Below are 13,658 nucleotides of genomic sequence, written 5' to 3' on the forward strand. Positions count from 1 at the left end.
ATCACCGACAAGGGGAAGCACTGGACTTCCACTCTATGGGGCGGCCGGGCAAGCTCGAGGTCAATCCAACCAAGCCGATGGCGACACAGCGTGATCTCTCATTGGCCTATTCGCCTGGTGTCGCCGTTCCGGTCAAGGCGATCGCCGCCGATCCCGCCACTGCCTACGACTACACGACGCGCGGCAACATGGTGGCCGTCATTTCCAACGGTACGGCCATTCTCGGTCTCGGTAATCTCGGCGCCTTGGCGTCCAAGCCGGTCATGGAAGGCAAGTCGGTCCTTTTCAAGCGTTTCGCCGATGTCGATTCCATCGACCTTGAAGTCGATACCGAGAATGTCGACGAGTTCATCAATTGCGTCCGCTTCCTCGGCCCGTCCTTCGGCGGCATCAATCTCGAAGATATCAAGGCGCCGGACTGTTTCATCATCGAGCAGCGCCTGCGTGAGCTGATGGATATCCCGGTCTTTCATGACGACCAGCACGGCACGGCAATCATCGCCGCCGCCGGCCTGATCAACGCGCTGGAGCTGACCGGTCGCGACCTCAAGACCACCAAGCTCGTCTGCAATGGTGCGGGTGCGGCCGCGATCGCCTGCGTCGAACTCATCAAGGCGATGGGCTTTGCGCCCGAGAATATCGTGCTCTGCGACACCAAGGGCGTGATCTACCAGGGCCGCACCGAGGGCATGAACCAATGGAAGTCAGCCCACGCCGTCAAGACCAAGGCCCGCACGCTGAAAGAAGCGATGAAGGGTGCCGACGTCGTCTTCGGCCTGTCGCAGAAGGGCGCCTTCTCGGAAGACATGATCCGCTCGATGGCAGACCGGCCGATCATTTTCGCGATGGCGAACCCGGATCCTGAAATCACGCCTGAAGAAGTCGCCCGCATCCGCGACGACGCAATCATGGCGACCGGCCGCTCGGACTATCCGAACCAGGTCAACAACGTCCTCGGCTTCCCCTACATCTTCCGCGGCGCGCTCGATGTTCGCGCCACGACGATCAACGACGACATGAAGATTGCCGCCGTCAAGGCGCTCGCCAGTCTCGCCCGCGAAGATGTGCCCGACGATGTCGTTGCCGCCTATCAGGGCAATCGCCCGCGCTTCGGCGCGCAGTACATCATCCCGGTACCCTTCGATCCGCGGCTGATCTCGGCGATCCCGGCCGCAGTCGCGGAAGCTGCGATTGAGAGCGGCGTGGCCCGCAAGGTTATCACCGATATGGACGGCTATCGCCGCGAGCTCTCCGCCCGCCGCGATCCGATCGCCTCGACGCTGGCGAGCCTCTACGAGCGCGTCCGCCGACGTCCGAAGCGTGTCGTCTTTGCCGAGGCGGAAGAAGAGCAGGTGATGCGCGCCGCACTCTCCTACGCCAACCAGCAGCTCGGCACGGCAATCCTGCTTGGCCGCGAGGATCTGATCAAGGCGACGGCCGAGCGTGCCGGCATCGATCTCAACCGTCCCGGTCTGGAGATCGTCAATGCCCGCATCTCCACCCGCGTCGAGGCCTATATCGATTATCTCTATGCCCGCCTGCAGCGGAAGGGCTATCTGCATCGCGATGCCCAGCGCCTGATCCACAACGACCGCAACCATTTCGCGGCCACCATGGTAGCGCTCGGCGATGCCGACGGCATGGTGACCGGGATTACGCGCAACTACTCGACGGCGCTGGAAGACGTCCGCCGCTGTATCGACGAGAAGCCGGGCCACCGGGTTATCGGTGTATCTCTGGTGCTTGCCCGTGGCCGCACTGTCTTCGTTGCCGATACCGCCGTCCATGACATGCCGACAGCGGAAGAGCTGGCCGATATCGCCGAGGAAGCCGCCGGTCTCGCCCGCCGCATGGGCTACCAACCGCGCGTCGCCATGCTCGCCTACTCCACCTTCGGCCACCCCTCGGGTGAGCGCTCCGAGCGCGTCCGCGAAGCGGTGAAGATCCTCGACAAGCGCCGCGTCGATTTCGAGTATGACGGCGAAATGTCGGCGGATGTGGCGCTGAACCGCAAGGCGATGGAACAGTATCCGTTCTGCCGCCTCTCCGGCCCGGCCAATGTCCTCGTCATGCCAGCCTTCCACTCGGCCTCCATCAGCACCAAGATGCTGCAGGAACTCGGCGGCTCCACCGTCATCGGCCCGATCCTCGTCGGCCTCGACAAGGCCGTCCAGATCACCTCGATGGGCGCCAAGGACAGCGACATCGTCAATATGGCAGCAATCGCCGCTGACCAAGCTCGAGTATCATGATGAAGCAGCCGAACTGGAACGTAGCGCGGCCTCCCGCCGCGCCTGTTCTATTTGATGCAGGCCCGTCGCTTGGTAAAGATGAATCACGCCGTGAATCCGCCGTTGACGTCGATGATCGAGCCGGTGACGAAACCGGTGTCCGGGCCGGCTAGAAAGACGATCGCTGCGGCCACCTCGCTCAGGGCTGCCACCCGTGGGATCGCATGCGCCTGCTCGAAGGCGGGCGGCAGGTGTTCGACGGAGCCGAGCACGCCCGCCGCCATATCCGTGTCCATGACGCCGGCCTGGACGACGTTGACGGTGATGTTGCGCGGGCCAAGGTCACGCGCAGCGCCTTTGCTGTAACCAACAATCGCAGCCTTGCTTGCCGCGTAATCCGTGAGGCCCGGAAAGGCGATGCGGGTGCCGACGCCCGAGCCGACCGAAATAATCCGGCCGCCATTGGGCAATACCTTCACGGCCGCGCGAATGGCGGCGATCACCCCCATCGTGTTGATCGCCCACTGCCGATCCATCGCGTCGTTGTCGATCTCGGGATCGTCGATGGTCTTACCCTGGAGAGCGATCGCCGCGTTATTGACAAGGATGTCCAGCCTGCCGAACGCCGAGATCACCTCTGCCATCAATGGCTCTGCAGAAGCGGGATCGCCCTGGTCTGCACGGATGGCGATGGCCCGCACGCCCTTGGCCTTGAGGCCTTCGACGACTGCGGCCGCCTTGTCGGCGGACGCGACATAGGTGATTGCGACATCGGCACCTCGGTCTGCGAGGGCGGCTGCAGTCGCGGCGCCAAGACCGCGCGAACCGCCGGTAACGAGGGCAACCTTGCCCGAAAGAGTCTTGCTCATGGATGAGTCCCTTTGCTTGTGAATTGCTTGCGAACGTGAAGGAAAGACGGGGAGGCGCTCTATACCCGATGCGGCGGAATGCCGATCTTCGACCGTAGCCAGCCTGCCATCTCGGCGATGGCGGCATCTATTTCCGGCACCCGCCCGGCGCCGAGGATGAAATTGTGCTGGCCATGGGAGAGCCCGCGAAGCTCGATATCCACGCCAGACGTCCGGGCGCGTCCGGCAAATTCGATCGCCTCGCCGGACAGGATTTCCTGATCGCCGTAGTAGATCATCGTCGGCGGCAGTCCCGAGGGGTCTGATTTCATCAGGTTGATGCGCGGATCGGCCTTGGATACCCCGGTGCCATCAAGCATTTCGTTGCTGAAAGCGGCAAGCTGATCGCGGGTCAGCTGTCTGTCGAGATGGGCATGGCTCGTGATCGTCTCCCCCTTCATCTCCATGTCGAACCAGGGAGACATGGAAAGCACTGCGCCTGGCCTCGTCGCATTCTTGCGCGCGAGCGTCAGCGCCAGATTAACCGCGTAATTGCCGCCGATCGAATGTCCGATGCTGGCGATGCTCGCAGCATCATATCCCTGGCTCAGCAGCCAGTTGAACGCAGTTTCGACGTCATCGAGTTGGGCAGGAAACTTGTTTTCCGGCGCGAGGCGGTAGTTGACGATTAGGGCGCGTGCGCCGGCCGCCTTTGCCAGATGGGCGACCGCCTTGCGATCCATATACATCGAGCTGACGACAGATCCGCCCGAATGACTGTGGAGCAGGACATGGTCAGGCGAGCTGTCGACGGGGATCGCCCAAAGTGCTGGAACGCCATCGGCATCCACTTCGGCATAGGTCACGCCTTCCGGCTCGGTCGCCAGCATATGAAGCCGTTCGGCGAGGTCGCGCTGCAGGGCGATGTCATCGGCCGGCCATCGGCTGGCGAGATCCGCGTAGAAATCCGCCATCTGTAGAAGCTGGGCGCTGGGCATCGGTTAATCCTCACGTGGTTTAATAATGAAACCAGAATTAACAAGGCTGGTTTAATGATGCAAGTAGGTTTATGGTCCGCAGCGATAATTCCTGCTTCGCCGGCTTTGGCCGTGGCGCGGGCTGAAACGAACGGAAACGGAAACGATGAAAAGGAAAAGTCTCGGGGATGCAGCCTGCCCGGTGGCCCGCTCGCTCGACGTAATCGGAGATTGGTGGTCGTTGCTGATCATACGCGACGCTCTGGGCGGGATGAGGCGCTTCAAGGACTTCGAGCGAAGCCTCGGGCTTGCGAAAAACATCCTGTCAACTCGGCTCAAGACTTTGGTCGCTGAAAACATCCTCGAAATCGTACCGGCGTCTGACGGCAGCGCCTATTCGGAGTATGCGTTGACCGAAAAGGGAGAGAATTTGTTTCCCGTCATTATCGCCCTTGGACAGTGGGGCACGGAGCACCTGTTCGCACCCGCTGAACCAATGACGCGGACCATGGACGCGCGCGACGGAGAACCGCTCACCCGCATAGCTGTCACAGCCAGCGATGGGCGCCAACTCGGTCCGCAGGACATTGCCTCGGTTGTTCGCTGAGCCTCTCTCAATGCGAGTGACGAAAAAAGTTAAGTCACCCGGCTGCTGGCGCGATCGGTTGTGGCCGCAAAGTCGAATTTTATCCGCGCCTGGGGCAGCCCCGATTTGGGAGGTAACGGTTCGAATCTACTCAAGAGCATACTTAATCGTAAGCGATGTTTCCCCGCACATTGACCAAGCCCGATTGGCCACTTCGGAAAAATCGCTCTACGTCCTCGATGGCAATAATGCGCCATATGCGCTGATGTTACTTATTACAGTTTTAGGGATAGGTTTGTTTGAAGTTGCAGCGAGCTTCGACGGTGCACCGCTCGATGTTCAGCCGCAATCCGCATTGCTTTCTGGCCGAGGTTGCTAGCCTGTGACTTGCGTCACCCAGCGCTGACTGCATTAGGGAGAAGCGCTCTCGGTGGTTTCAAGATCTGAGGTCAGACGCCGAACGGCGACAAGTGCGGCAAACGACCTGACATCGAGAACATCCATACCAGCACGACGCGCTGCTTCGACACCCTGTTCGCTATCTTCGAGGACAAGGCAATCTTCTGGCCAGGTGTGGAGACGTTCTGCTGCGAGCAGAAACATTCCCGGGTCTGGTTTTCCCACGGCGACGTCCTCGACCGTTACGATCGCGTCGAAAAACTCAAGTATCGCGCAGGCTTCCAGGGTAGCTTTCACGACGGATCGCTCGCCATTGGATGCCACCGCCGATGGTCTTCGCCCCCAAGCGCGAGCGAGTTTCGCGACAGGCGTGTTTGCGCGCGCGTACCCTCCGGCGGCAAGCATTGTCGCCTCTGCAAGACTGTCGTCGTGGAGCCTTGAAGGGTCGACCTGAACGGGAGAATTGCGATTCCAATCATCGATGAGCGCGTACCGAGAAAGTCCGGTCCTTGCGTCATAGAATGAGCGTTCGATGATTGCACATTGTTGCGCAAAAGCCCTCTCAAAAGCATTGAAATGCAGATCGCCCGTCAGTGCAAGGGTTCCGTCACAGTCAAAGATCAGGGCTTTCGGGCGTTCAATCAACGGCTTGGCTTTCCTTAAGGCAGTTCAAGATGGCTGACGGCGAGATCGGCTTTTTGAGGCAGAACATACGGTCGAAATATTGGCCGGAGAGCGGATCCCCGGAAGGCAGGTTTCCCGACACGACAATGACCCGCGTTTTTGCGCATCGTTCGAGTGCCGCGGCGGCAATCCTCCACCCGGCTGCATCTCCGCGAAGGTTAAAGTCGGTCACGACCAGGTCGAATGGTTCGACCGAGGAAATGATATCCAGGGCTCCAGATGCCGAATTTGTCTCGACGACCGCAGATCTGGAAAAGATCTTCAGCGCGTGCGCGGCATCATCGGAATTGTCTTCGGCAAGAAGCACGCGCCCGTACGCCGGCAACTGAATGTCGACATCCGAGGCAATCGGGAGGAGGAGGCGGACATTCGTGCCTTCACCAACAGTCGAGGAAATTTCGAGATCGCCGCCCGACTGTCGAATGAACCCGTACACCATGGCCAACCCGAGCCCGGTTCCCGTACCGTCTGAACGGGTTGTAAAGAACGGTTCTGTCGCCTGCGCGAGGACGTCCGGGGCCATCCCGCGGCCGGTATCCGATACCTCTATCTGAACCGTATTCGGACGGGTCAGGGACAGCCGGATCGCGATGCGCCCTGGTCCGCTGATCGCTTGTCCGGCATTGAGGCACAAGTTCAGGAGAGCGCTCTCCATCTGGCCGGGATCCACCCTGACAAGAAGTGGCTCGTCAACCAGCGATATTTTGAACTCAATGTCCTCGGACAGCGCAAAACCTATGAGATCCTCGACGCCTGCCACAAGCCCGTTGAGGTCCACTACCTCAGGCTCAAGGTTCAAGCGGCGCGCGAAGGCCAGGAGCCGTTGCGTCAGGGAAGTTCCCACTTCCAGTGCAGAGCCGATGGAATGACGTAATGCCGGCAGGCGCTCCTGCGTGGCAGATTCCATCAAGTACAGACTGGTGGATATCGTCGAGAGGATATTGCCGAAGTCATGCGCGACTTCGCCTGAGATTTTTCCCAGCACCTCCGTTCGCTGTACCTGCCTCAGCCGATCTTCCAGTTCCCGTCGTTTGGAGGCGTCTGAAAAGAGCATGATGGAGCCGCCTGTCGCCAGATTGCTTTCACGGAGTTCCAGGACGCGCCCATTTGGGTGATGAAGTTCGGAAAAGCCATCCGTGCCGTCCGTACGGGTCCATCCGGCCTCATCGAGCAGACTGTTCATCGACGGCTTGCCGCCCATCTTTGCCGACGCTAGGCCAGTCACTGCCGCCAGCTTGGTGTTGCGAGCGACAAGCGCACCTGTCTCCGACAGGATCGCGAGACCATCGCTCATGCCATCATAAAGGTTCTGAAACAGCGCATTTCGCTGGGCGAGCTGCCTGTTTGATCGATCAAATCGAAGTGCGTTCGCTCGAAAGGCCCGGAACGAATGGAACAGTTTGCCAATTTCATCGCCGGGATGGGTGGTGCGCGGTAGACGACTGGACCTGTCACCGACCGCCAGTCGAGACATGGCATGAGAGATCGCCTGCAGGTTTGCTGTAACGTAGTTCGATACGAAGTACCCGGCCATTATTGCGACGGCGGCACTCAGAAGACCGGCCAACAAGATCACGATTTTGGCTAACCAGATCGATGATCGCGTCCGGTCCCTTTCACGGGCAATGTCCTCCTGAGCCGCGCCGCTTGTCCGTGCCGCATAAGAACTGATCGCCTCGGCGCCAGCGCGTATCCGGTCAAGTGCCGCTTCGCCATCAATCTGTCGCGAAAGCTCCTGCCGCCTTAGCTCGAACAATCCATTTGCGCCATCGGCCCGCGATCGCAGTTCGGCGGTTTCGGCAAATGTGAGGAAAGTTGAGCCCGTGCTCAACATCCGGAATTCGCGCTGGAATTCTCCGACGGCCACCAGATTGCCGGCGCGTCCTGCGCCGATCAGCGTGCCTGCCATGCGCTGCAAGTCCAGCCATGCATGGGCTTCGGACAAGGACTTGCCGAGCTCCCGTGCGCTATCCGAATAACGCCGCTCCAACGTGGCGACTTCGGCGTTAATGCGCAAAATCTTGTCAGTGAGGGCTGCGCGTTCGCCGGCAACCTCAGCCAATCTGTCAATGTTCCGCGACAGATCCTTCAGGCTATCGACCATGTAGTTGTCATCGGGTGGGACGCTGGCGAGGATCTCGGTGACTGTCCGGTTGGCCTCGTCAGCCTGCTGGCGGATCCGAAATGGACTTGGAAGGGTCAGCAGGTAAGGGGCTTTCGTCGCGAGGTCCGACGCTCGGCGCGACAATGCCAGGGCCTGTTCGGCAGACCTGAGGGTGACATCGTGCAGATGATCAAGCCTGGAGTTCGCCAGGCTCAGCGTCAGCCAACTCGTGCCACCTACGACAAGTGTTGCGACGGAGAGCGCAAGGAGTGAGGCAAGCAGGCGCGCTCGGACGGAGGTGCGGGTTGCGATCATGCGTTCGTAACGAAAATGTAGCCGTAGCCGCGGCGAGTTTGAAGGTGGATCGGTTTGGCGGGTACAGGCTCTATTTTCCGACGAAGGCGCATGATCAGCACATCGATCGTACGGTCCATATATTGTGACAGGTCACTGCCGAGTTCGCGGAGGAGATCGGTCCGCGGGATTATCTGGTCCGGATTGCGAAGGAAGTATTCGAGCATTCGATATTCTGCATTGGTGAGCGGGATATCAATCCCGTCCGGGCCGACCAGCTCTCTGCGGCTCTGGTCAAGCCGGAAACGACCGAAAGACCTGATATGACTTTGGCTACGGTCGGGAACAGCAATTCCAGCGTGTCCGCTTCTTCTCAAGACGGCGCGAAGGCGCGCAACGAGTTCTCGCGGATTGAATGGCTTCATAATGTAATCGTCGGCGCCGGTCTCCAGCCCGATAATCTTGTCTGTCTCGTCGCCGCGCCCGGTGAGCATGACAATGGGCAGCCCCATCCGTTCCCGTATGCGAATAGCCAGGCTCAACCCGCTTTCTCCCTGGAGCCTTAGGTCGATCATGGCGAGGTCTATCGTCCGGCTGGCAGCAGCGGCGAAAAAGCCAGCACTGTCGGCAACCGGGACCGGATCGAAGCCGTTTTCATGCAAAAGCGTGGCAATGGACTCTCTCAGCTCACTATCGTCATCGACGATCGCGACGACTGGCCCCACCACAGGCGCCACAGAAGACATCAAACCTCCCTCGGCAGACTCTCCCCCTGCCGCATTCTCATCATGCCGTATACCTGGCGTAGCGACCACAAATATCGCGTGTCGTTTATGACCGCAAAAACAGCTGTTTGTAATATTGTTCATCAAGTCATGCAGGATATGAAGTGCTGTTAATCAAGCTGGAATGGTATTCCTCGTTCGTCGTGTGGCACGTTCTTTACAGTCGGACTTGAGTAATCCGGCATGTCTAGGGAGGATACCATGAAGACAATCGCGCTGAGCGCAGTGGCGCTCGTAGCCCTTATTTCCGCACATTCCGCAAAGGCGGAGCAGTTGAACGTCGTCTGCTCGAACGAGCAGGCCTGGTGCGACCTGATGGCGGAGAACTTCAAGATCGACACCGGTATCGACGCTGCCATGGTGCGCAAATCGACGGGCGAAGTTCTGGCCCAGTTGCGGGCCGAGAAGGGAAATCCGAAATTCGACGTCTGGTGGGGCGGTACCGGTGACCCTCACATTATCGCTGCGAACGAAGATCTCACGGTAGCGACGGGCGTCGATGTCTCAGGCCTGTTGGGCTGGGCTCGCAACATGACCGAGATGACCGGCGGCCGTGCCATCGGCGTGCATGTCGGGCTGCTCGGCTTCATCTACAATCGGGATGTCCTCAAGGAAAAGAAGATCCCTGCACCGGCTTGCTGGCGCGATCTGGCCAAGGCTGAATACAAGGGTGAGATCCAGGTCGCAAACCCGAATTCCTCGGGCACGGCCTACACGGAGCTAGCGACGCTGGTTCAGCTCTTCGGCGAAGAGGAGGCCTATAAGCTGCTCGCCGAGATCGGTGCCAACGTCAACCAATACACAAAGTCCGGCTCTGCACCTGCCAAGGCGGCCGCCCGCGGCGAGACCGCGATCGGGATCGGCTTCATGCACGACATGGTCAAGCTGAAGAAAGATGGCTTCCCGGTCGAGATCGTCGCTCCCTGCGAGGGGACAGGCTATGAACTCGGCGCAGTTTCCGTCGTAAAAGGCACTCCTAACCTCGACGCGGCAAAGAAGTGGGTTGAATACGTCATCTCGGCGAAGGGCCAGTCGGCTGGTCTCGAGGCTGGCGTCTACAACATTCCTTCCAATCCTGACTCGAAGACGGATCCAGATGCGCCTTCCATGGCTTCGGTCAAGCTGATCGACTACAACTTCGCGACTTACGGAGCGTCCGAGACACGCGAGCGCCTGCTCGCGCGTTGGGAAAAGGACGTGAAGGGCGCTGGCGGCGCCGTCGAAAAGTAAGCCCCCTCCAGACCCGCGCTTCTTGCGCGGGTCATCCCTTTTCAGGAATCGATAAAATGACACGCACCACAAGGCTATGGGCCTCCGTGGGGTTGGCGGGATTCGTCCTGCTGCCCTGGTATATCGTGCCAGGAGGCTTCTGGTCCCTGGGTTGGATAAGCGATCTCGGCAATCAAGGCGCTTCCGGACTGACGCAAATTCTGGCCGGACGGTTCTGGCTTCTGGCCCCCGGACTGGCGCTGCTTGCCGCGCTCGTCATGACCTTCTTCAAGTCGCCCGCGGCTCGTCAGGCGCGTGGAACAGTCACCGCCGGCGCACTCGGCCTGTCGCTCCTCGCCGCTCAGGGCCTGCTCATTCTGCGCCAGGGGTCTCGGTTCGACATCCTGGGCGACATGTCCCAGCAAGCCATGGGCGCCGGTGCATGTGTTGTCGCGCTATCGCTGCTCTTCGTGACGACAACGGGTATCTCGGCGCTTGGAAAGGGACGGGGGGATGCTTTTGTCACCGGCGTCGTCGGCCTCGTCCTGGCCCTCGTCGGTGTGTTCGTCTTCTACCCGATGGCGTTCATTTTCGTTCAGGCGTTCGAGCTGCGCGGTGGCGCTGCATTTGGCGTATCGGAATTTTTCCCGAGATTGTTCGATTCCGGCACCTGGTCGCTGCAATGTCTGACTGGGCGCTCTTATTGCGGACCGGCAGTCAATTCCCTTGCGCTTGCGCTGCTCACAGGGCTTTGCACGACCACCCTGGGGCTGGCTTTTGCCCTGATTTTCACGCGAACAGCCTTTCCGGCCAAGAAACTGCTTCGAGTCCTGACCGTACTTCCGATCATCACGCCTCCTTTCGTCATCGGTCTCGCACTCATCCTGCTTTTCGGCCGTACCGGCACTGTCACGGTGTTCCTGGCAGACGCATTTGGCATGGAAAAAACCCGCTGGCTCTATGGGTTTTGGGGCGTGTGGCTCGCACAGGTGCTCTCATTCACGCCGATCGCCTTTCTGGTCCTAATCGGTGTCGTTGAGGGCATCAGTCCGTCCATGGAAGAAGCCAGCCAGACGCTCGACGCCAATCGTTGGCAGACGTTTCGTCGTGTTTCATTCCCGCTCATGCGGCCGGGTCTCGCCAACGCCTTCCTGCTCGGCTTCATCGAAAGCCTCGCTGATTTCGGCAATCCACTCGTGCTCGGGGGTAACTTCAACGTCCTATCCACCGAGATCTATTTTGCCATCGTCGGAACAGTTGCCGATCCCGCCAAGGCGGCCATTCTATCGATGATCCTACTCGCGATGACCCTTGGAGCTTTCATCGCCCAACGCACATGGCTTGGGAAGAAAAGCTATGCGACGGTCACCGGAAAAGCCGACAACGGCCAGCACGCGAGCCTCAATCTCGGCCTGAAATGGGCCTGCTACCTGACCGCTCTGCCGTGGGCAGCATTTACGGTCGTGCTTTACCTCCTGATTGTCTTCGGCAGCTTCGTGAAGCTCTGGGGCTACAACCACACCTTCACCGTAGAGCATTATGCGGTGGCATTTCGCGTGGTGGTCCGCAACGGCATTCATTTTGTCGGCTCTGCGTGGGACAGTTACTTCACGACCCTGACAATCGCTGCAATCTCGGCGCCGCTGACCGCAGCAGTCGGCCTTGCAACGGCCTACCTGCTTGTGCGTCAGCGGTTCGCGGGGCGTGATGCATTCGAGTTTGCGACAATGCTGTCCTTCGCTATTCCCGGGACCGTGATCGGCGTGGCTTACGTGATGGCATTCAATTTCCCGCCAATCGAACTGACTGGGACGGGCATCATTCTTATCCTCGTCTTCGTCTTCCGAAACATGCCGGTGGGCGTGCGTGGCGGCATCGCCGCCATGAGCCAGCTCGACAAGTCCCTCGATGAAGCTTCCGTCATGCTAGGTGCCAATAGTTTCACGACGCTTCGTCGCGTCATCCTCCCGCTGATGGGCCCCGCGATCCTGGCGGCGATCACTTACAGCTTCGTTCGAGCGATCACCTCCGTATCCGCGGTCATCTTCCTCGTATCGGCTCGTTACAACATGGCGACGAGCTTCATCGTCGGCCGGGTCGAGAACAACGAGTTCGGGATCGCGATCGCATATTCCACAATCCTCATCGTGACCATGCTGGCGGCCATTCTGGCGCTTCAGGCAATCATCGGTCGACGTCGCCTGCGCCGGACTAACCGGGTCGCGGCTTGATATACAAGGGCTAAAATTATGACCAAAGGTTCCGTTCGCTTCGAATCCGTCACCAAGCGCTATGGCGAAGTCGTGGCCCTCAAGCCGCTCTCCTTGGAAATCGAACCCGGCACGCTTTGCACTCTGCTCGGTCCATCTGGCTGTGGCAAGACGACAACCTTGCGGTTGATCGCCGGACTGGAGAGTGCGTCCGATGGCCGGATACTGATCGGTGGAGAGGATGTGACCCAACTTTCCGCCACCTACCGGCGTGTCTCCATGGTCTTCCAATCCTATGCGCTGTTCCCGCATATGACTGTATTGGACAATGTCGCTTACGGTCTTTCCGTTAAACGCGTTCCGAAAGCAGAGGCCAAAGCACGGGCTGAAGCCGGACTTGAAATGGTTGGCCTCAAGGGCTTTGGAGGCAGACTGCCGTCCGAGCTTTCTGGCGGCCAGCAGCAACGCGTTGCCGTGGCTCGTGCGATCGTGCTCGAGCCCGAAGTCCTTTTGCTTGACGAGCCGCTTTCGAATCTCGACGCGAAGCTTCGCCGGCACGTGCGTGAAGAAATCAGGCAGATCCAGCAGCGCTTGGGGTTAACAGCCGTCTATGTGACCCATGACCAGGAAGAAGCGATGGCCGTTTCCGACCGGATCATCGTCATGAACAAAGCGGAAATTGCCCAGGCAGGCACCCCGCGCGATCTCTACGAGCAGCCGGCGTCGTCATTCATCGCGGACTTCATTGGTGACGCCAATCTCTTGGATGTTGAGATAGCCCCTGCTGGTGAGGAAACATCTATCCGTCTGCTGGATCGCACCTTCAAGCTTCCAAGGGCTACGGAACTAAACGGTTCTGCGAAACTGGTGCTGCGACCGCACCAGGTCCGGCTTTCTGCAAGCGCTTCAGACGGATCTATACCAGCCGAAGTCTCCTACGCCGCCTATCTGGGCAACTGCATTCAATACACGCTGGCAACGGAGGCCGGGGAGATTTTCGCCATCTTGCCGCCAACTGGAAAGCCTTTCACAAAGGGGGATCGCGTTCATGTCGCGTGGGAAGCTGAGGACTTGCGCCTGGTATCCGCTTAACTTCTCAAGCAGGCTTGTCACTAGTAAATTTGAGGCGGATATCGATGCCACAAGCTATAATTTCAATCACATCGGCCGCCGGGTCCGGCTAGGCCTTGTCGGTGGCACGCCCGACTTGCTAATTTGCAGACGCCTTCAGAGTTCCATAAAATAACGTTATGCCACAATCGATGAGTTCCATAATAGCGTGGTGGTTGATACCATGCGACGCGGCTTTCGATCCCGAATGGGCTACAGGC

The 13,658-nt window shown here is 59.5% G+C and carries 10 protein-coding genes; 5 read left to right on the forward strand and 5 right to left on the reverse strand.

The features are described 5' to 3' along the window. Window positions 1-20 precede the first annotated feature (20 nt). On the forward strand, window positions 21-2,252 hold the full coding sequence (locus AC1DJO_RS27190) for an NADP-dependent malic enzyme (protein ID WP_477973922.1): 2,232 nt from the start codon (window positions 21-23) through the stop codon (window positions 2,250-2,252). An 83-nt stretch (window positions 2,253-2,335) separates the two neighbouring features. Here AC1DJO_RS27190 and AC1DJO_RS27195 read toward each other — a convergent pair whose 3' ends face one another. Then, window positions 2,336-3,100 (reverse strand): SDR family NAD(P)-dependent oxidoreductase, encoded by a 765-nt coding sequence (locus AC1DJO_RS27195; RefSeq protein ID WP_477973901.1) that lies wholly within the window; start codon window positions 3,098-3,100, stop codon window positions 2,336-2,338. A gap of 59 nt (window positions 3,101-3,159) precedes the next feature. Then, window positions 3,160-4,077: an alpha/beta hydrolase fold domain-containing protein gene (locus tag AC1DJO_RS27200; protein WP_477973902.1), complete on the reverse strand. Its 918-nt coding sequence runs from the start codon at window positions 4,075-4,077 to the stop codon at window positions 3,160-3,162. A 145-nt stretch (window positions 4,078-4,222) separates the two neighbouring features. On the opposite strand from AC1DJO_RS27200, the gene AC1DJO_RS27205 reads away from it, so the two are divergent. Beyond that, the gene (locus AC1DJO_RS27205; protein ID WP_477973903.1) at window positions 4,223-4,663 is read left to right on the forward strand and encodes a winged helix-turn-helix transcriptional regulator; all 441 of its coding nucleotides are present in this window, start codon (window positions 4,223-4,225) and stop codon (window positions 4,661-4,663) included. Between the two features lie 390 nt (window positions 4,664-5,053). Here AC1DJO_RS27205 and AC1DJO_RS27210 read toward each other — a convergent pair whose 3' ends face one another. The 3 genes from AC1DJO_RS27210 to AC1DJO_RS27220 are packed head-to-tail and all read right to left on the reverse strand — an operon-like array spanning window position 5,054 to window position 8,869. After that, window positions 5,054-5,686 carry an HAD family hydrolase gene (locus tag AC1DJO_RS27210; protein WP_477973904.1) on the reverse strand — a complete coding sequence of 211 codons (633 nt, stop codon included), beginning with the start codon at window positions 5,684-5,686 and terminating at the stop codon, window positions 5,054-5,056. Beyond that, window positions 5,679-8,144, reverse strand: a complete 2,466-nt coding sequence (locus AC1DJO_RS27215; protein ID WP_477973905.1) for a sensor histidine kinase — start codon at window positions 8,142-8,144, stop codon at window positions 5,679-5,681. The genes AC1DJO_RS27210 and AC1DJO_RS27215 overlap by 8 nt, the downstream gene beginning before the upstream one ends. Next, window positions 8,141-8,869 carry a response regulator gene (locus AC1DJO_RS27220; protein ID WP_477973906.1) on the reverse strand — a complete coding sequence of 243 codons (729 nt, stop codon included), beginning with the start codon at window positions 8,867-8,869 and terminating at the stop codon, window positions 8,141-8,143. The genes AC1DJO_RS27215 and AC1DJO_RS27220 overlap by 4 nt, the downstream gene beginning before the upstream one ends. Window positions 8,870-9,109: 240 nt before the next feature. On the opposite strand from AC1DJO_RS27220, the gene AC1DJO_RS27225 reads away from it, so the two are divergent. From AC1DJO_RS27225 to AC1DJO_RS27235, 3 genes are read left to right on the forward strand one after another with little or no spacing between them, the layout of a single operon-like run. After that, entirely contained in the window at window positions 9,110-10,138 is a 1,029-nt protein-coding gene (locus tag AC1DJO_RS27225; protein ID WP_477973907.1) for an ABC transporter substrate-binding protein, read from the forward strand. Between the two features lie 56 nt (window positions 10,139-10,194). Next, complete coding sequence (locus AC1DJO_RS27230) at window positions 10,195-12,348, forward strand: ABC transporter permease (protein ID WP_477973908.1); 2,154 nt, start codon at window positions 10,195-10,197, stop codon at window positions 12,346-12,348. 18 nt (window positions 12,349-12,366) lie between these two features. Continuing rightward, on the forward strand, window positions 12,367-13,419 hold the full coding sequence (locus tag AC1DJO_RS27235) for an ABC transporter ATP-binding protein (protein WP_477973909.1): 1,053 nt from the start codon (window positions 12,367-12,369) through the stop codon (window positions 13,417-13,419). Window positions 13,420-13,658 lie beyond the last annotated feature (239 nt).

The organism is Rhizobium sp. 05N430 (assembly GCF_056396985.1).